Annotated in this window: 16 protein-coding genes; 4 read left to right on the top strand and 12 right to left on the bottom strand. The window is 63.6% G+C overall.

Annotated features, from left to right (window positions below):
• Positions 1–16 precede the first annotated feature (16 nt).
• Genes GHT07_RS00410 through GHT07_RS00390 form a run of 5 tightly spaced genes read right to left on the bottom strand, consistent with a single transcriptional unit; the run spans position 17 to position 5,178 of the window.
• Complete coding sequence (locus GHT07_RS00410; RefSeq protein WP_153583078.1) at positions 17–1,303, bottom strand: sulfate adenylyltransferase subunit 1; 1,287 nt, start codon at positions 1,301–1,303, stop codon at positions 17–19.
• Positions 1,303–2,235: a sulfate adenylyltransferase subunit CysD gene (gene cysD / locus GHT07_RS00405; protein ID WP_153583077.1), complete on the bottom strand. Its 933-nt coding sequence runs from the start codon at positions 2,233–2,235 to the stop codon at positions 1,303–1,305. The genes GHT07_RS00410 and cysD overlap by 1 nt, the downstream gene beginning before the upstream one ends.
• Complete coding sequence (locus tag GHT07_RS00400) at positions 2,232–2,972, bottom strand: phosphoadenylyl-sulfate reductase (RefSeq protein ID WP_153583076.1); 741 nt, start codon at positions 2,970–2,972, stop codon at positions 2,232–2,234. The genes cysD and GHT07_RS00400 overlap by 4 nt, the downstream gene beginning before the upstream one ends.
• Complete coding sequence (locus tag GHT07_RS00395; RefSeq protein WP_153583075.1) at positions 2,969–3,358, bottom strand: DUF934 domain-containing protein; 390 nt, start codon at positions 3,356–3,358, stop codon at positions 2,969–2,971. The genes GHT07_RS00400 and GHT07_RS00395 overlap by 4 nt, the downstream gene beginning before the upstream one ends.
• Positions 3,358–5,178 (bottom strand): nitrite/sulfite reductase, encoded by a 1,821-nt coding sequence (locus tag GHT07_RS00390; RefSeq protein ID WP_153583074.1) that lies wholly within the window; start codon positions 5,176–5,178, stop codon positions 3,358–3,360. The genes GHT07_RS00395 and GHT07_RS00390 overlap by 1 nt, the downstream gene beginning before the upstream one ends.
• 236 nt (positions 5,179–5,414) lie before the next feature.
• Here GHT07_RS00390 and GHT07_RS00385 point away from each other — a divergent pair, with 236 nt between their 5' ends.
• A complete protein-coding gene (locus GHT07_RS00385) occupies positions 5,415–6,161 on the top strand; it encodes a response regulator (RefSeq protein ID WP_194792776.1) in 747 nt (248 codons plus the stop codon).
• A gap of 6 nt (positions 6,162–6,167) precedes the next feature.
• On the opposite strand, the gene mnmC is transcribed toward GHT07_RS00385, so the two are convergent.
• Both mnmC and GHT07_RS00375 read right to left on the bottom strand, forming a co-directional pair.
• Positions 6,168–7,865: an FAD-dependent 5-carboxymethylaminomethyl-2-thiouridine(34) oxidoreductase MnmC gene (gene mnmC, locus GHT07_RS00380; protein ID WP_153583072.1), complete on the bottom strand. Its 1,698-nt coding sequence runs from the start codon at positions 7,863–7,865 to the stop codon at positions 6,168–6,170.
• A 14-nt stretch (positions 7,866–7,879) separates the two neighbouring features.
• A complete protein-coding gene (locus GHT07_RS00375) occupies positions 7,880–8,155 on the bottom strand; it encodes an oxidative damage protection protein (protein WP_153583071.1) in 276 nt (91 codons plus the stop codon).
• Positions 8,156–8,283: 128 nt separating this feature from the next.
• On the opposite strand from GHT07_RS00375, the gene GHT07_RS00370 reads away from it, so the two are divergent.
• Positions 8,284–9,312 (top strand): sulfate ABC transporter substrate-binding protein, encoded by a 1,029-nt coding sequence (locus GHT07_RS00370; RefSeq protein WP_153583070.1) that lies wholly within the window; start codon positions 8,284–8,286, stop codon positions 9,310–9,312.
• 28 nt (positions 9,313–9,340) lie between these two features.
• Here the strand turns inward: GHT07_RS00370 and GHT07_RS00365 are convergent, their stop codons facing one another.
• The gene (locus GHT07_RS00365) at positions 9,341–9,985 is read right to left on the bottom strand and encodes an FMN-dependent NADH-azoreductase (RefSeq protein WP_153583069.1); all 645 of its coding nucleotides are present in this window, start codon (positions 9,983–9,985) and stop codon (positions 9,341–9,343) included.
• Positions 9,986–10,103: 118 nt separating this feature from the next.
• On the opposite strand from GHT07_RS00365, the gene GHT07_RS00360 reads away from it, so the two are divergent.
• Positions 10,104–11,018 carry a LysR family transcriptional regulator gene (locus tag GHT07_RS00360; RefSeq protein WP_153583068.1) on the top strand — a complete coding sequence of 305 codons (915 nt, stop codon included), beginning with the start codon at positions 10,104–10,106 and terminating at the stop codon, positions 11,016–11,018.
• Between the two features lie 427 nt (positions 11,019–11,445).
• On the top strand, positions 11,446–13,170 hold the full coding sequence (locus GHT07_RS00355) for a hypothetical protein (protein ID WP_153583067.1): 1,725 nt from the start codon (positions 11,446–11,448) through the stop codon (positions 13,168–13,170).
• On the opposite strand, the gene GHT07_RS00350 is transcribed toward GHT07_RS00355, so the two are convergent.
• Genes GHT07_RS00350 through GHT07_RS00335 form a run of 4 tightly spaced genes read right to left on the bottom strand, consistent with a single transcriptional unit; the run spans position 13,171 to position 16,508 of the window.
• A complete protein-coding gene (locus GHT07_RS00350) occupies positions 13,171–13,890 on the bottom strand; it encodes an ABC transporter ATP-binding protein (RefSeq protein WP_153583066.1) in 720 nt (239 codons plus the stop codon).
• Entirely contained in the window at positions 13,890–14,654 is a 765-nt protein-coding gene (locus GHT07_RS00345; RefSeq protein ID WP_153583065.1) for an ABC transporter ATP-binding protein, read from the bottom strand. Before GHT07_RS00345 ends, GHT07_RS00350 begins: the two co-directional genes overlap by 1 nt.
• Positions 14,647–15,648, bottom strand: coding sequence for a branched-chain amino acid ABC transporter permease (locus GHT07_RS00340; protein ID WP_153583064.1), 1,002 nt, complete (start codon positions 15,646–15,648; stop codon positions 14,647–14,649). Before GHT07_RS00340 ends, GHT07_RS00345 begins: the two co-directional genes overlap by 8 nt.
• On the bottom strand, positions 15,645–16,508 hold the full coding sequence (locus GHT07_RS00335; RefSeq protein WP_153583063.1) for a branched-chain amino acid ABC transporter permease: 864 nt from the start codon (positions 16,506–16,508) through the stop codon (positions 15,645–15,647). The genes GHT07_RS00340 and GHT07_RS00335 overlap by 4 nt, the downstream gene beginning before the upstream one ends.
• Between the last annotated feature and the right edge of the window lie 9 nt (positions 16,509–16,517).

The following is a 16,517-nucleotide window of genomic DNA, read 5'->3' as shown; positions in this document are numbered from 1 at the left end:
GCCTTGCGGCAGGCTGTCACCGTACCAGTACAGCCCCTGAGGTCTTGTGGCTGGCGGTGTCTACCAGCACCAGCGAGCCGAGCACGCGCGAGCGGGTGAATGGCAGCGTGGCCAGTGGCTCCTGCAGCGCAAGTTCGATGTGGCCGATCGAATTCGGCTCCAGCTGGCTTGCGTCCGCCTCAGAGAGCGTGTTCACGTCCAGCTTGTGCACGATGCGCTTGACCTTGGCCTTCACCCAGCGGTGGCCGTGCAGAGCCCAGTAAACGCGGCCCGCCACCAGCGGCTCGTCGTCCATCCAGGCCACCGTCGCGGAAATCTCACGCGACGCCTCGGGCGCACCTTCTGACAGCAGCCAGTCGCCGCGCGACACATCCACTTCGCGGTCCAGCACGATGCCCGCGCTATGACCGGCAGGCACGTTCTTTGGCTGGCGAACGTGGTTCAGCACCTGGGCAACCTTGGCTACCTGGCCGCTGGGCATGACCTTCACTGCCTGCCCAATCTCGATATGACCCGTGGCCACGCGGCCCCAGAACACCCGGCGGCCCTGGCTCGTATCGGCTGAAGATGAGAACTTCTCTACCCATTGCACGGGGAAGGAGAACGCTTCAGCCGTCTCGGCCGCCGTGACGTCGAGGGTTTCCAGCAGCTGCAGCAGCGAAGGCCCCATGTAGTTGCACCAGCCGGGCTCGGCTGCGACCACGTTGCGGCCCTTGAGAGCGCTGATCGGGATCACACCGCGCACGCCAATGCCCGCTTCCTCGGCAAAGCGGCGCAGTGCGCCATTGATGTTGTTGAAGGCGACGGCGGGGTCGTCCACCGCGTCGAGCTTGTTCACGGCGAACACGATCGATGGCACACGCAGCAGGTTCACCAGCAGCGAATGGCGGCGCGTTTGCGGCAGCAAATCAAGTGCGGGGTTTTGCCATTGCAGCTTGGTCGCATCGACCAGCACCACGGCAGCATCGGCACTCGACGCGGCTGTGACCATGTTGCGCGTGTACTGCTCGTGTCCCGGCGTGTCGCCGATGATGAATTTGCGGCTTGCCGTTGCGAAGTAGCGATACGCCACATCAATCGTGATGCCTTGCTCGCGCTCGGCAGACAGGCCGTCGGTCAGCAGTGCCAGATCGGTCTCGCCCGAACGCTGCACACCGGCAAGCTGGTCTTGCAGCACCGATTTGCTATCGACCAGCAGGCGGCCGATGAGCGTGCTCTTGCCGTCGTCGACGCTGCCGCAGGTGATGAAGCGAAGCGCAGCCGCATGGTCGTGCAAGACCTCGTCGTGTGTGGTGGTCGTCATCAGAAGTAACCGTCTTTCTTGCGCTTTTCCATCGACGCATCAGATGTCTTGTCGTCCATGCGAGTGGCGCCGCGCTCGCTCACATCGGCAATCAGCGTCTCGGCCACAACCTCAGTTGCGTTGGCCGCAGGGCTTTCAACCGGGCACGTGCAGGTGATGTCGCCCACGGTGCGAAAGCGAACCGTGCGTGTCTCGACCTGCTCGCCGTTGCGCGGCGGCGTGAGCTCAGTCACCGGCACCAGCAAACCCTTGCGCTCGACGACTTCGCGGCGGTGCGCGTAGTAGATCGAAGGCAGGGCGATGGCTTCCCGCTCGATGTATTGCCACACGTCAAGCTCGGTCCAGTTCGAAATCGGGAACACGCGGAAGTGTTCGCCGGGCGCAAGGCGCGTGTTGAACAGCGTCCACAGCTCGGGGCGCTGCGCCTTGGGCTGCCATTGGCCGAAGCTGTCGCGGTGCGAAAAGATGCGCTCCTTGGCGCGGGCCTTTTCCTCATCGCGGCGGGCGCCGCCAATGAGCGCATCGAAGCGGAATTCGTCAATCGCTTCGAGCAGCGTGACCGACTGGTGCACGTTGCGCGATTCGCCGGCGTGGGCCAGGCGCACGGTGCCGCGCTTCATGGAGTCTTCAACACTGCGCACGATCAGTTCGGCGCCCAGCTCTTTCGCGCGCAGGTCGCGGAAGTGCGTCACTTCAGGAAAGTTGTGGCCCGTGTCGATCATCAGAAGCGGGTAGGGCAGCCGGCCTGCGCCAAATGCTTTCTCAGCACACTTGAGCAGCACCAGCGAATCCTTGCCGCCAGAGAACAGCAGGGCGGGGCGTTCGAAAGTGGCTGCGACCTCGCGCAGGATGAAGATCGTTTCTTCTTCCAGTGCATCCAGGTGCTGGTTGCTCAGTTGGCCAAGCAGTTGTGGTTCGGCGCGTGCGTTCATGCTGTTTCCCTGTTGTCCTGTTTCACATGCAGCCCGCATTCCTTGGCAGACTCGTTTTCCCACCACCAGCGGCCGGAGCGGAAATCCTCGCCCAGTGCAATGGAACGTGTGCATGGCACGCAGCCGATGCTGGGATAGAAGTGATCGTGCAGCGAGTTGTAGTCCACGTTGTGCAGCTTGATGTAGTGCCACACGTCACCCCACGTCCAGTTGGCCAGTGGGTTGAACTTGGTGCGGTTGTGGGCGGCGACGTCGCTCGAATCTTCGAGCGGCACTTCAGCGCGAGCCGTGGATTGATCGCGGCGCAGCCCCGTCACCCACGCCCTCTTGCCCGCGAGCGCGCGCTCAAGCGGCTCCACCTTGCGCAGGTGGCAGCAGGCCTTGCGCAGTTCAACGCTGCGATACATCGCCGTCGTGCCTTCGCGGCCAACGAACTGCACCACAGCCTCAGCCACAGGCTCATAAACCGTCACACCGGCGCGCGTGGCTTGCTTCGTGCGGGCCAGCAGCTGCAGGGTCTCCTTGTGCAGCATGCCTGTGTTGAGCACGAACATCGCAATGTCGAGCTTGAGACTGTTGATCAGGTGCGTGATCACGACGTCTTCGGCGCCAAGGCTCGACGCCTGGGTGATCGGGCTGAACTCGGCGGCAGCACGCTTTAACAGCGCCTGCGTCTCGGCCAGCTTTGCTGCGAATGTCGGCGACGCCTTGGCGTGCAAGTTGATGGCGGTGGTCATGCGGCTTTCCTGAACAACGGCTGGGTATTCACGGCGTCACCCTGGTAGTACGCGCTGTACTGGGCAAACAGCTTGCGCGCGTGGCCTGCGTCTTCGCCAGCACGCAGTACAGCGCTGGAAAAACCCGTGCGCTGCATCTGCACGAGCTGGTCGACAAGCACTTCGCCCGTGGCGCGGATGTCGCCCTTGAAGCCCAGGCGGCGGCGCAGCAGGAATGCCTGGCTGAACGCGCGGCCATCGGCGAATTTCGGGAAGACCAGGTCGATGCGCGAAACGCCATCCAGCGACACGGCGCGCGGATCGGCATCGTTGGTCAATGCCAGAACACCGGCTTCGTCAGCGGCGTGCTCGGCGGCCTCGATCAATTGGAGTGTGTGGGTTGTCATCAAGCCACCTGCTTTTCAGTGAAACGGGCCGCGTTGGCTGCAGCCTTGAACGGTTCGATGCCGACGCGGCGCAGCGTGGCAATGAACGTTTCCGCCTTGCCGTCGACCAGCTGGCGCTGCTGGCGATAGGTATCCAGCACAGCTTCGATCACTTCCGGCACTTCAGCTGCAGAGAACGACGGGCCGACGACCTTGCCGGGCGTCGATGCGCCCGACAGCAGCGAGCCGTCCGAGCCGCCAAGCGTGACCTGGTACCACTCCTTGCCGTCCTTGTCGACGCCCAGGATGCCGATGTGGCCGCTGTGGTGGTGGCCGCACGAGTTGATGCAGCCGGAGATGTGCAGGTCGATCTCGCCGATGTCGTGCAACTCGTCGAGGTCCTGGTAGCGCAGCGTGATCGCCTCTGCGATGGGCAGCGAGCGGGCATTGGCCAGCGAGCAGAAATCACCGCCCGGGCACGCGATCATGTCGGTGAGCAAATGAATGTTCGCCTTGGCAAGACCCGCTTTGCGCGCGGCGTTCCACAGCTCGGGCAAGTCGTCCTGGTGCACCCAGGGCAGCAACAGGTTCTGGTCGTGCGTCACGCGGGCTTCGCCTGCAGAAAAGCGCTCTGCCAGATCAGCGGCGACGTCGAGCTGTTCGCCCGTCGCGTCGCCCGGCGCCTGCCCCAGCCGTTTGAACGACAGCGTCACCGCGCGCAGCTTCGGGTTGCGATGGGCCGCGACGTTCTGCTGCAGCCAGCGGTCGTACTGCGGATCGGCTTCAGCGTCGGCGCGCACGATCTCATGCACCTTCGCCTCGGCGCCGGTGCGCGGCGCGTGCAGCTCGGGCGGCACGAAGGACGCCGCCACGCGATCGAGCTCAGCCTGCGGGATCGTGTGGGGCGCGCCGTCGATCTCGACGATCTGCCGGTATTCAGCCTCGACCTCATCGATATAGCGCTGGCCCTCGGCCTTCACCAGGATCTTGATGCGCGCTTTGTACATGTTGTCGCGGCGGCCCCAGCGGTTGTACACGCGCACGACAGCCTCGAGGTAATTCAGGATCTGGTCCCACGCCAGGAACTCGCGCACCACGGTGCCGATGATGGGCGTGCGGCCCATGCCACCGCCCACGATCACGCGAAAGCCCAGCGCGCCCGCGTCATTGCGCACCACATGCAGCCCAACGTCGTGCCAGTACGTGGCGGCGCGGTCTTCGCTCGCGCCTGTCACAGCGATCTTGAACTTGCGCGGCAGGAACGCGAATTCCGGATGCAGCGCGCTCCATTGGCGAATGATTTCGCAGTAGGGCCGCGGGTCGGCGATCTCGTCCACGGCAATGCCGGCGCGCTCGTCGCTCGTGATATTGCGGATCGTGTTGCCGCTGGTCTGGATGCCGTGCATGTCGACGCTGGCCAGCAGGTCCATGACGTCGGCGCTCTTTGCCAGCGGAATCCAGTTGAACTGCACGTTCTGGCGCGTGGTGAAGTGGCCATAGCCGACCGTGAGCACCGAGCGCACCGAGCCGCCGTTTGGCAACGGCACGGGGCCCAGCTCATCCTGCTTCGCCTGTGCGCTGCGCAGCAGCTGCGTCGTCGGCTGGTCATAGTCACGCGCGATCTTCGCCAGCACGCGCAGCTGGCGGCTGGAGATCTCGCCATAGGGCACGGCGATGCGCAACATCGGTGCGTAGCGCTGCACATACCAGCCGTTTTGCAGCCGCAGCGGGCGGAATTCGTCGTCGCCAAGCTTGCCGGCGAGGTTGCGCTCGAGCTGGTCGCGGTATTGCGCGGCGCGATTGCGCACGAACTGCTTGTCGAACTCGGTGTATTGGTACATCGTCAGGGGGTCTCTTCGGAGGGCAGGCGCCAAGCCATGCGTGGCCGCGACTGTAGACAAACCCCTTATGGATCCAAACTAATTTTTAGTTCGCGCGTTATGCGGATAAGCTTATGCGCGAGCACTGGTGCGGCCTGCGCGCCACGCAAAAGCTAATTCCGGATAAGGCCCTTTGGTGCTTTGGCCGGTGCGACCCGATAATTTCAGGCGAGGACCGGACTCTCACGTTCGACACAATGGCTCAGAGGATTTTCGTCAAAGTGATGGGCTTCAACGATGTGGAACGCCACGCGTTGAACACGCTCTTTCGCCTGTCTGAGCAGCGCGAGACGGTGTATGCGTTGTGGAGGCCCGACGCGCCTGAGCCGCCCAAGCTCGCCCTGATCGACGGCCAGAGCTACGAAGCCACCGTCGAATTCGAATCCCCCAGCAACGAAGGCCTGCAGATCATCTGGATCGGCTCGGTCGTGCCGGTGCGCGCCTACCGCAGCTTCGACCGGCCCTTGTCGTGGCCGGAAGTGATCAAGGCGATGGACGAATTATTCGCTTCGCCGGAAGCACTCGACATTGACCTCGGCTTCGGCGACGACACCTCCCCGGGCGAAGTTGCTGCCGCAGGCCCACCGGCGCGTCGGGCGCTGATTGCCGCCGCCAGCCGCGACGAACGCCTGTACCTGCGCGCCAAACTAGCCCTGGCCGACCTGACCCAGGCCGACGAGGCAGAGACGGGCCCGCAAGCGCTTGAACTGGCGCGCGCCAATCACTACGACCTCGCGCTGGTCGACTTCGGCCTGACTGGCATCAGCGGCTGGGACTTCCTGAAAGAGCTGACGCAGTCACGCGGCAGCCTGCGGCTGATCGTCACCAAGGAGCGGGCGTCGATCGGCGAGCACATCCGTGCGCGTTTCAGCGGCATTGAAGGCTTCTTCAACAAGCCACCGCATCCAGGGCGGCTGGCCGACCTGCTTCAAAAAGTCCATTAGCGGGCCTTAGGCCGGCGCGTTCGCGTCGCCACCAACGGGCGGGGCCAGACTTTCAGCCAGGCGCAGCTCGACCGGCAGTGGCTCGGCATGCAAGTGCGCCGCCAGCACTTCGGCGCACAGCCTCGCAAACGTCAAGCCGCGTGACCCCATCGCCGTACTCATCCACAGCCCCGGCCGCACCTGCGACACGATCGGCCGCCGGTTGGATGACGCGCATCGCACACCCGCCCAGCCTCTGACCGAACCGCCTGCGAATGCGCTCTCCAGCTGGGCCGCAACACCGGGCGCGAGTGCACGAAGCCGCTCGAGATTGGCGAGGTGGTCGCTGGCGCGTTCGTCGCGCTGCATATCGTCGCGATCGAATGTGGAGCCGGTGAACCAGGCCATTTCACTTGCAATTGCCGATGTATGGGGAACAGCCGGTATGAAGTGCCCGCCGCCGTTGACCGCAAACGGGGCGAACGCATGGGACGCGTCTTGCTGCCCCCATGACACCTGCCCCCGCACTGCCTGCAGGGGCGCGCATGCACCAGTGAGGGCGCTGCTTTCCAGCGCTGCGGCCACCACGATGAGCGGAGCGCGCGCGACTTCGCCCGCCGCATTGCGCAGAACCCAGTCGCTGCCTTCCATTTGAATCGAGCAGACGCGCGTGTTGCCGCGCCACTCAATGCCAGGCTGTGTCAGCCATGCTTGCACGAGCGCCTTCGGCCTGATCCACGCGGCCTGCTCGTGCCACACGGCGCTGATGTCCTTGGTGCCTGCGAGCCCAGCCGCAGCGATCTGCGCTGCCGTCGGTACGCGGCTCCAGGCATGTCCGCTCGCGGCAAGCGTGCGTGGATCCACCGGCTCGGCACGCCGCTCCAGCGAGCCGGCGAGGCGCCAGTCCAACCCTTCACGCAGCAGCTGCCGCGCCTGCAAGACGGTGGCGCGCACACCGCTGCGAGCAAGGCGCGAGAGCAGGGCGGCGTCCGGCGAGAAGTGCGGCGTGAGCAGCGCGACTGGCACACCCGAGCCGCCCGTGGCCGGCTCATCAGCGGCGTCCAGAACGGTGACTTGCCATCCGCGCAACGCGAGGCTGGCCGCCACCGCAGCACCTGCCAGGCCCGCACCCACGACAACACAGCGCGATGGCGTTGCGCCGTATGGCGGCAGGGGGTTCTTGGGTTGCCAGACGGGGTCGAACACGCCTTGGACGACTCCGCCGCGAGCTTCGACCACAAAGCCGCACTGCGTGAAGTCGCGCTGCATCGTTGCGCTCAATGGCGCGCCAGTTACCGCTACGCGCATCTCCATGCGCGAGCCCCGCCGGCAGTGCCGCCCGATGGCCTTGAGCGTCGCGAGGTCGCAGTCGCGCTCGTCCAGCAACACGGCGTCAACCACAAACGGTTCATGCCGCAGCACGTCGCGCAATTCATTGACGTGCAAGGTGAGCGTGACGCGCCCTGCTTCGAAGGTGAGCCGGTGTGTGCCCGGCGTGAGGCCAAACCACTGGTTTGCAAGTTCGGCTGCCAGGGGCGCAAGTGCTGCGTCATGCGCAGCCGCTGCGACAAGATATGCAGGTGAAACGGGGTTGGCTTGAACCGCCACGTAGTGCAGCAACTGCGGCCGGTCCGGGTCGCCTTTCCAGTCTCGCCAGGCCGCCAGAAACCCCAGACCGTTCTGGAGCCGCGACTCCAGAACACGCCACTGCCGCAACGCGGCCAATGCAGTCTTCCCGCTCAGGGATTGGTCGGCGGCACGTAGCCTTGCACCACGTCTGCGCCGCTGCCAAAGAAGTGCTGATCCATCTGCCGCGCCAGGTATTGGCGTGCCCGCGCATCTGCCAGGTTCAGCCGGTTTTCATTGACGAGCATGGTCTGCTGCTTGAGCCATTGCGCCCAGGCTTCCTTGCTGACGCTCTCATACAAGCGCTTGCCGAGATCACCGGGGTAGGGCGGGCGGTCGAGGCCTTCTGCCTCTTTGCCGAGCTTGATGCACTGAACCATGCGAGCCATATGGAGCCTCTTCATTGCCGAATGCGCATAAGCATTCGCGAATAAACATGTGAAAACACAGTCGTTCCCGTTTCGCGGGGGTCCTTTCAGAATCCGCCTCATCGACAACTCACGTGCGAACGAGAAACATGAACGACCAACGACGCGACTTTATCAAGATTCCCCTGGCAGCCCTCTTTGCGAGCGTGATGGCCTTGGGCGCGCTGCCGGCTACCGCCCAACAGCCAGTGACGCTGCTCAACGTCTCTTATGACCCGACGCGCGAGCTGTACGTCGATTTCAACCAGGCCTTCGCCAAGTACTGGAAGGCCAAGACCGGCCAGGACGTGACGATCAAGCAGTCACATGGCGGCTCGGGCAAGCAAGCGCGTTCCATCATCGATGGCCTCGACGCCGATGTGGCAACCCTCGCGCTGGCCGGCGACACCGACGCCCTCGTCAAGAACGGCGGCTGGCTTGCGGCTGACTGGCAAAAGAAGCTGCCGCACAACGCATCGCCCTATGCATCGACGATCGTGTTCGCGGTGCGCCAGGGCAACCCCAAAGGCATCAAGGACTGGGACGACCTGGTCAGGCCGGGCGTGAGCGTGATCACGCCGAACCCGAAAACATCCGGCGGCGCACGCTGGAACTACCTGGCCGCCTGGGAATTCGCCAAGCGCAAGTACGGCGGCGATGCAAAGGCGAAAGAGTTCGTGGCCAAGCTGTATGGCAACGTGCCGATTCTCGACACGGGTGCGCGCGGCTCCACCATCACGTTTGCACAGCGTGCACAGGGCGACGTGCTTATCGCCTGGGAGAACGAGGCTTACCTGCTGGAAAAGGAATTCGGCTCCAAGTTCGATATCGTCGTGCCGCCGCTGAGCATCCTGGCTGAGCCTGCTGTCGCGGTGGTGGACAAGAACGTGGACAAGAAGGGCACGCGTGCCGTCGCCGAGGAATATCTGAAGTACCTGTACTCCGAAGAAGGCCAGGACATCGTCGGCCGCAATTTCTACAGGCCCGCCGTGTCGGCGAAGGCACAAGCCAAGTACGCGAAGCAGTTCGGCAAGCTGACCCTCTTCACCATCGACCAGGCGTTCGGTGGCTGGGCTGCAGCCGACAAGGCGCACTTTGCCGACGGCGCGAGCTTCGACCAGATCTACACGAGGAAATAATCGAAGGCCCGCGCGGCCTTCTGCGTAATTACGCTGCCAGCGTGGCCGACGCTTCGTTCGCCGGCACCGCTGTCAGTGCCTTGATCGTCACGTCGGCGGCGCTAAGCGCCGTTGCCTTCGCAGCCTCACCCATCGCAATGCCTTCGGCGCGAACGAAGCGAATGTCGGTGATGCCGAAGAAGCCGAACACCGTCTTCAGGTAGCTCTCCTGGTGGTCCAGGTGCGCCAGCGCCGGGTTCGTCGAATACATGCCGCCACGGGTGGAAGCAACGATCACCGTCTTGCCACCGGCCAGGCCTTGCGGACCCTTTTCGGTGTACGTGAACGTGCGGCCGGCTTGCGCAATGCGGTCGATCCATGCCTTCAGCTGCGTCGGCACTGAGAAGTTGTACATCGGTGCGCCAACGACGATCACGTCTGCCGCGAGGAACTGGCTCACGAGGCGCTCGGAGATTTCGTTTTCCTTGCGCTGGATGTCGGTCGTCGCAGCGGTGCCGAGCTTGAAGCCAAGCGAGTCGAGCGACAGGTGGTTCGGCGCATCCACGGCCAAGTCGAGGTGCTCAACGGTCGTGCCGGGGTGCGTGGCGACCCATTGGGCGACGGTGCGCTCAGTCAGCTGGCGCGAGACCGAGTTGGCCTGAAGGGGGCTGGAATCGATGTGAAGCAGTTTCATGATTTCTCCTGTAAATCGCCGTTTTGGGCTTGGGAGAAGTGTGCGGGCGCATCGATCAATTGATAAGTCGGCAAAATCGCGTTAGATTGTCCTGCTAATAGAACGATGAGGCGCCGCCATGCAAGACCTGAACGACATGCTTTACTTCGCCGAGGTCGTGGACCGGGGCGGTTTTGCAGCGGCGGGGCGCTCGCTCAACCTGCCGAAATCGAAGCTGTCACGCCGCGTCGCTGAACTGGAAACGCGGCTGGGCGTGCGCCTGTTGCAACGCACGACGCGCAAGCTCTCGCTGACCGAAGCAGGCGAGGTGTATCACCGCCATGCCGTTGCCATGCGCGAGGAAGCTGAGGCAGCGGAAGAGGCTGTGGCTGTCGTGCAGACCGAGCCGCGCGGCACGATCCGCGTGACGTGCCCGGTCACGGTCGCGCAGTTCACCCTTGGGCCGTTGCTGCCCGCGTTTCTTGAAAAACACCCGAAGGTGCGCATCGACATGCAGGTGAACAACCGCGTTGTCGATCTGGTCGAGGAGGGCATCGATGTAGCGCTGCGTGTGCGCACGTCACTGGCCGACAGTGGCAGCCTGATCGTCAAGAAGCTGGGCGAAACACAGGCGCTGCTGGTCGCCAGCCCGCAGTTGCTCGAACGTGTTGGCCGGCCCACGTCGGTGGAGGACCTGCAGCGCATACCCACTGTCGCGATGTCGGCAGCAGATGGCCGCGCTTCATGGCGCTTTGCGGGGCCTGGCGGCAAGGAGCACGATCTTCACCACCGCCCGGTGTACACGGCAGACGACTTGCTCACACTGCAGTACGCGGTGAGCGCGGGCATCGGCATGTCGGTGATACCGGACTACATGTGCCGCCGCGACCTTCGCGAGGGCCGGCTTGAACTCGTGCTGCCAGGCTGGGCGCCCAGGCAGGCCATGCTGCTGGCGGTTTTTCCGTCGCGGCGCGGGCTGGTGCCGGCGGTGCGGCGCTTTCTCGATTTCCTGGGCGAGCATGTGACGGGCGAGGGCGTGGAGTGCCCGCCGTGATACAAGACGGCGCTGCCACAGCTGAATGGGTGGGGACGAAGGTCTGGCTAGCGTGACAAAGGGCGCAGACGAGCTTTGCGCTTATGCGCAAATCTCGCACCCTTTCAGAAAGACCGCCGTGAAGAGCCATTCGCTACCCCGTCCACCCAACGCACGCGCAAGTGCGTCGGGTCACAGTCAAACCAGCGCCGCCGCAAGCACCGCCGCTGCGCAAAGCGCAACGACGGCATCGACGCAGCAGCAACCCGTCCGCCATCTCACGATCCCTGCTGATCGTAAGGACGCGCAACCTGGCTCAGCGTTGCCACTGGCGCCTGCGCCAGCGTTGCCCCCATCAATCTTGGACGACATGCTGGTCTTGCTCAGACGCAAGGGCATCAAGGCGACCGAATGCTATGTCCGGCTCACGGAACAAGGTTGCGCCGTAATGCCCACAGCTGAGCAGCGCCTGGATCGTGAGGCCACCGTCCACTTGCGCAATGTGCTGTTGTCTGAATTGGCGGTTTGTGTCCCGCCAGCGCAGCGACAGGGCTTCGCCATGCAGGTCGCCAGTTCGGTCGACAGCCTGATTGCGCTGCTGGCGCTCGACAGAGCCCGAGATGCCAGGACGCAGGGGCTCGTCCCCGAGCGCGCAATGACGGTTGATGAGTTCGCGCGACTGTTCTGCAGGATCAACCTGCTAAGAGGCAAACCCGTTGACCAGATTTGCGCCACGCTCAAGGCCCACTACGACAAGCGCATGCTTGAGTTTCCGCCGGAGGTGCCACTGCTGCCGTCCGCGCGCGACACGCTGGGTGAGTATCTGAGATCGAAGGTGCCGAACGGCAAAGCCCGCCAGAGAGTTGTCGAATCCTGGATAGCGAGTTGGGAGAACGATCCCCATGGGCGTCATGTGGGGCAGATCGCCGCCGTGCACGAAGAACGGGTGCGCGCGATGCAGACCGTGAATCTGACCGACAACACGATCTACGGCCTGATGTTTGCAAGCGGCTATCCCGTGGCGACTGGCACCAAGACGCCGTTGAATGTGGCTGCCTTTGATGACGCCTCTGCGTTGCGGGCCCTGCAGTCCCTCCAAAGCGGCGACTGGCTCGACGAGCACGCGCTGGCGTGCCTGTTCGCGAGCATCCGCACGCGGCCCGCAATATCTGCGGCAGCAGCCGACTGCGCTTACGCGTTGTTGCGCAAGTACACGACGAACAGCGAGATCGACCACACCGTTGGCGTGTGGCAGGCGGCCACTGCCATCGTGCTGAACCTGCCGCCGCAGGTGCTCAAGCGGATGGTGTTTGCGCCGCGTGTCGTGGAGCTTTTGCGACATGAGGCTCGCATGCTGCTTGGCAATGCGCATTTCCGCGCCATGCCCAAGAAAGATCGCCCCAAGGTTAACTTTCGCCAATACGCGCGCGGGCAAGGGTTGCTCGACGAGCTGGCGCAAGCGGCGTTGACGACACCGGACGGTCATCGGCTTGCGCAAAGTCTTGCGGCGTCGCTGCAAATCCTCGAACACAACGCGCAGCGCCTGATGACGCTGCTCGAGCAGGAGCATGAGTTGCCGTCGCAAGACGAGGGGCGCTTGCTGATCGATGTGCTCGACGCACATGTGAAGGTTCCGTTTCCTGGGCAGGTCACGCTCCGCTTTGTCGAGGAGCCGTTGCTGGCATTGACGGTGGAGGGCGAATTTCCGGAACTGGACGATGCGCCGCACGCTGGCAACGATTCCCCGGCGTTGCCCGCGGCTGGGGCGGACACTCAACCGCGTTTGCAGCCGGCTGCCCAGTCGGCCGCCGGGCGCGCAGCTCACGTCACCGTGCACCTTCCGCCAGGTGACGATACTGCAGGCAGTGAGTCCAAGCGCCCTGCGGCTGCACCCGTGCGGCCAAACAAACAGGCAGGCTCGCGCGCGGACCAGCCTGGCATGCATTGGCACCGACGCGAGCACAGGCAGCTCGACAAGCACCAGGTGAAAGACCGCAAGCTGCGGCACAAGCTGGTGAATGCCGGGCTGCTCAATCCTTACGCAACGTGGACGCCTGAAGTGCGGGCCGCGCTGCTGGACGAAATGCGCAACGAGCGCGTGCGCCGCAACCACCTCACCGAAACAGTTGTGGGCAACAGGCTGGTGGCCAGGGATTTGCTGCGCGCGCGCTGATCAAACGCCGAGGTATTGATCGAGCAGTTGCGGCTGCTCGCGCAGCGCATCGGACGAGCCGTTGAACACGACTTCGCCTTTGACCAGAATCACGTTGCGATCAGTGACTTGGGTGACGTGCTTCCAGTTCTTGTCCACGATCACACTGGAGATGCCGCTTTCGCGGATCAGCGCGCAGATGCGCCAGATCTCGCGCGCAATGAGCGGCGCCAAACCCTCCGTTGCTTCATCGAGGATCAGCACATCGGGGTTCGTCATGAGCGCGCGGCCAATCGTGAGCATCTGCTGCTCACCGCCCGACAGTTGCTGGCCGCCGTGGCCCAGCCGCTCCTTCAGGCGAGGAAAGGTGTCAAGCACGCGCTCGTACGTCCAGTCGCGCTGGCCGCGTGTGCCGGCGCGCGACGCCATGACGAGGTTTTCGACCACGCTCAGGTTGCCGAAAATTCCGCGGCCTTCGGGCACGTAAGCAATGCCAAGTTGCGCGACTTCGTAGGGCGGCCGGCCCACCATGTCGCGGCCCATCACCTTGACGCTGCCTGAGCGCGGCGGCACGAGGCCCATCAATGTCTTGAGCAGTGTGCTCTTGCCCATGCCGTTACGACCCATGAGGCCAATCGTTTCGCCGCGCCGCACGCTGAAATCAACGCCGCGCAGGATGTGGCTCGCGCCGTAGTAGGTGTTCAGGCCCGTGCCTTCGATCAGGAGGTCAGTGGCTTGCATCACCCGTGCCCCTCGGCGAATTCTTCGCCCAGATACGCTGACTGAACATTCGCATCGGCGCGCACATCGGCAGGCGTGCCGCTGGCGATCACCTGGCCATTGACCATCACGGTGAGCGTGTCGGCGAGTGTGAACACGGCGTCCATGTCGTGCTCGACCAGCATGATCGCGTGCGCGGGCTTGAGTTTGAGCAGCAGCTGCACCATGCGCTCGGCTTCAGCCACACCCATGCCAGCGAGTGGCTCGTCGAGCAGCAACGCGCGCGGGCCTGTGGCGAGCGTCATCGCGATTTCGAGCTGGCGTTGCTCGCCATGGCTGATCGTCGCGGCGATCACATCGCGTCGTGCGGACAAGCCCGCCATCTCGATCGCCTGGGTGGCGCGGTCGTTGATCGATGCGAAGCTGCCCGCGAGCTTGAGCCAGCTTGCGCCATGCGGCTCGCGTGACTGCGCGGCCAGACGCACGTTCTCCCACACGGTGAACGGCTGGAAGATGTTGGTCTTCTGGTAGCTGCGGCCGAGCCCGGCGCGGGAGATTTTTTCGGGCGACCATCCTGTCACGTCTTGCCCGGCGAGTGTGATGCGGCCAGAGGTGGGCGGCAGGTCACCTGAGAGCAGATTCGTCAGCGTCGATTTGCCCGCGCCATTGGGGCCGATCACCGCATGGATCTGGCCTTGTGCGACTTCCAGCGACACATCGTTCACAGCCGCCAGGCCGCCGAAACGCTTGGTGAGTTGGCTCGCGATGAGCAGTGCGTCAGACATCGCTGTCCTTCCTGCTGCGCGAGAACCGCTCGACCAGGCCGAGCAAACCGCGAGGCGCGAATGAGATCACCAGCACGATGAAAATGCCCATCCACAGTTGCCAGTGTTTGCCAAGGTTCACGCCTGCGATCTCGGGCAGATCCTTGAAGACGTGCAAGAGGTATTCGAATGCGAATGCGCCGATGATCGCGCCCGCAAAGTTACCCATGCCGCCCAGGATCACCATCATGATGGCGTGCGCACTCATGTGAAAACCCATCAACTCCGGATTTACGTAGCCGGACTGCGCAGCCATCAAATAGCCAGCAAGCCCTGCGAGTGCGCCAGCGAGTGTGAAGGCTGCGAGCTTGTAGCCGAAAGTGCCGTAGCCAATCGCGCGCATGCGGTGTTCGTTCACGCGGATGCCAGCGAGCACGCGGCCGAACGGGCTGAACAGCAACCGGCGCAGGAACGCATACACCAGCACCAGCATCACCAGCACGAAGTAATAGAAGACGACTTTGTTGTCGAGGTTGAAGAGCTTCGCGTCGGGCTTGAAGTTGACGTAGATGCCGTCGGAGCCGCCCAGCGCCTTGTTGTCGAAGAACAGGTAGAACACCATCTGCGCGAAGGCCATCGTCACCATGATGAAGTAGATGCCATGCGTGCGAACAACGAAGAAGCCGATCACCAGCGCACCCAGCGCTGACGCTGCCACGGCGGCGGGAAGCGACCACCACAGGCTGACCGATTCACTCGCGGGCATCACGAAAGCAAGCGTGTAGCCCGCGAGGCCGAAGAACGCTGCGTGCCCCAAGGACACGAGCCCCGTCACGCCAAGCAACAAGTCCAGGCTCATCGCAAAGATGCCGAGGATCATCATTCGCGCGACCATCTGCGCGTAGAAGTCGCTGCCGACAAACGGGAAGGCGGCGAGCGCGATGAAACCGATCGCCAGCACGACCTGCAGGCTGCGCGGCAGCGCCTCGAGGTTGTTGGATTTAGTCGAGCTCATTGCTTGAAGAGCCCTTCAGGTTTCCACAGCAGGACGGCGGCCATGAGCATGTAAACGAGCATGCCCGCGACTTGCGGCAGCAGCACTTTGCCGAATGTGTCCACCAGGCCCACCAGCAACGCCGCAATCAACGCGCCGCGCACGGAGCCGATGCCACCGATCACCACGACCACGAAGCACATGATCAGCACTTGCGAGCCCATGTTCGGGTACACGCTGGAGATGGGCGAGGCGATCATTCCGGCGACTGTCGCAAGCGCCACACCAATCGCGAACACCACCGAGTGAATGAGCTTGATGTTCACACCTAGCGCTTCGGTCATGTCGCGGTTGAAAGCGCCCGCGCGAATCTTCATGCCGAGTTTTGTCTTCGAAATCAGCAGGTACAGGCCAATGGCCAGCAGCACGCACACAGCAGACATGAAGAGGCGATAGACCGGATACGACAGTGTGTCTGTCAGCGGAATGGAGGCCGACAGCACATCAGGAATCTTCACGCCGTGCACGTCGTCGCCCCACAGGATGGAGCGCAGTTCTTCGAAGATATAGATCAGCCCGAACGTGAGCAGCACCTGGTCGAGGTGGTCGCGCTGGTAGAAGTGGCGAAACAGCAGGCGTTCGAGCAGCAGGCCGAAGATGACGGAGAGCACGGCACCACCAATCACGGCCAGTGTGAAGCTGCCCGTCAGGCTCGACAGGGACCACGCCACGTAAGCGCCGAGCATGTAGAACGCGCCGTGCGCCAGGTTCACGACGCCCATGATCCCGAAGATCAGCGTGAGGCCTGCGGCAAGCATGAACAGCAGCAGCCCGTACTGCACGCTGTTGAGAAGCTGGATGAGGAAGTTGGCGAGATCCATGCGGGTACA

This window comes from Caenimonas koreensis DSM 17982, from assembly GCF_009646335.1.
GTDB classification, from domain to species: domain Bacteria; phylum Pseudomonadota; class Gammaproteobacteria; order Burkholderiales; family Burkholderiaceae_C; genus Ramlibacter; species Ramlibacter koreensis.
This window is presented reverse-complemented; position numbering and strand designations above follow the sequence as displayed.

Excerpts from the sequence above, each read along its gene's own strand:
- GHT07_RS00410 (WP_153583078.1), bottom strand. The coding sequence starts at position 1,303 with ATGACGACCACCACACACGACGAGGTCTTGCACGACCATGCGGCTGCG.
- cysD (WP_153583077.1), bottom strand. The coding sequence starts at position 2,235 with ATGAACGCACGCGCCGAACCACAACTGCTTGGCCAACTGAGCAACCAG.
- GHT07_RS00400 (WP_153583076.1), bottom strand. The coding sequence starts at position 2,972 with ATGACCACCGCCATCAACTTGCACGCCAAGGCGTCGCCGACATTCGCA.
- GHT07_RS00395 (WP_153583075.1), bottom strand. The coding sequence starts at position 3,358 with ATGACAACCCACACACTCCAATTGATCGAGGCCGCCGAGCACGCCGCT.
- GHT07_RS00390 (WP_153583074.1), bottom strand. The coding sequence starts at position 5,178 with ATGTACCAATACACCGAGTTCGACAAGCAGTTCGTGCGCAATCGCGCC.
- GHT07_RS00385 (WP_194792776.1), top strand. The coding sequence starts at position 5,415 with ATGGCTCAGAGGATTTTCGTCAAAGTGATGGGCTTCAACGATGTGGAA.
- GHT07_RS00375 (WP_153583071.1), bottom strand. The coding sequence starts at position 8,155 with ATGGCTCGCATGGTTCAGTGCATCAAGCTCGGCAAAGAGGCAGAAGGC.
- GHT07_RS00370 (WP_153583070.1), top strand. The coding sequence starts at position 8,284 with ATGAACGACCAACGACGCGACTTTATCAAGATTCCCCTGGCAGCCCTC.
- GHT07_RS00365 (WP_153583069.1), bottom strand. The coding sequence starts at position 9,985 with ATGAAACTGCTTCACATCGATTCCAGCCCCCTTCAGGCCAACTCGGTC.
- GHT07_RS00360 (WP_153583068.1), top strand. The coding sequence starts at position 10,104 with ATGCAAGACCTGAACGACATGCTTTACTTCGCCGAGGTCGTGGACCGG.
- GHT07_RS00355 (WP_153583067.1), top strand. The coding sequence starts at position 11,446 with ATGCCCACAGCTGAGCAGCGCCTGGATCGTGAGGCCACCGTCCACTTG.
- GHT07_RS00350 (WP_153583066.1), bottom strand. The coding sequence starts at position 13,890 with ATGCAAGCCACTGACCTCCTGATCGAAGGCACGGGCCTGAACACCTAC.
- GHT07_RS00345 (WP_153583065.1), bottom strand. The coding sequence starts at position 14,654 with ATGTCTGACGCACTGCTCATCGCGAGCCAACTCACCAAGCGTTTCGGC.
- GHT07_RS00340 (WP_153583064.1), bottom strand. The coding sequence starts at position 15,648 with ATGAGCTCGACTAAATCCAACAACCTCGAGGCGCTGCCGCGCAGCCTG.
- GHT07_RS00335 (WP_153583063.1), bottom strand. The coding sequence starts at position 16,508 with ATGGATCTCGCCAACTTCCTCATCCAGCTTCTCAACAGCGTGCAGTAC.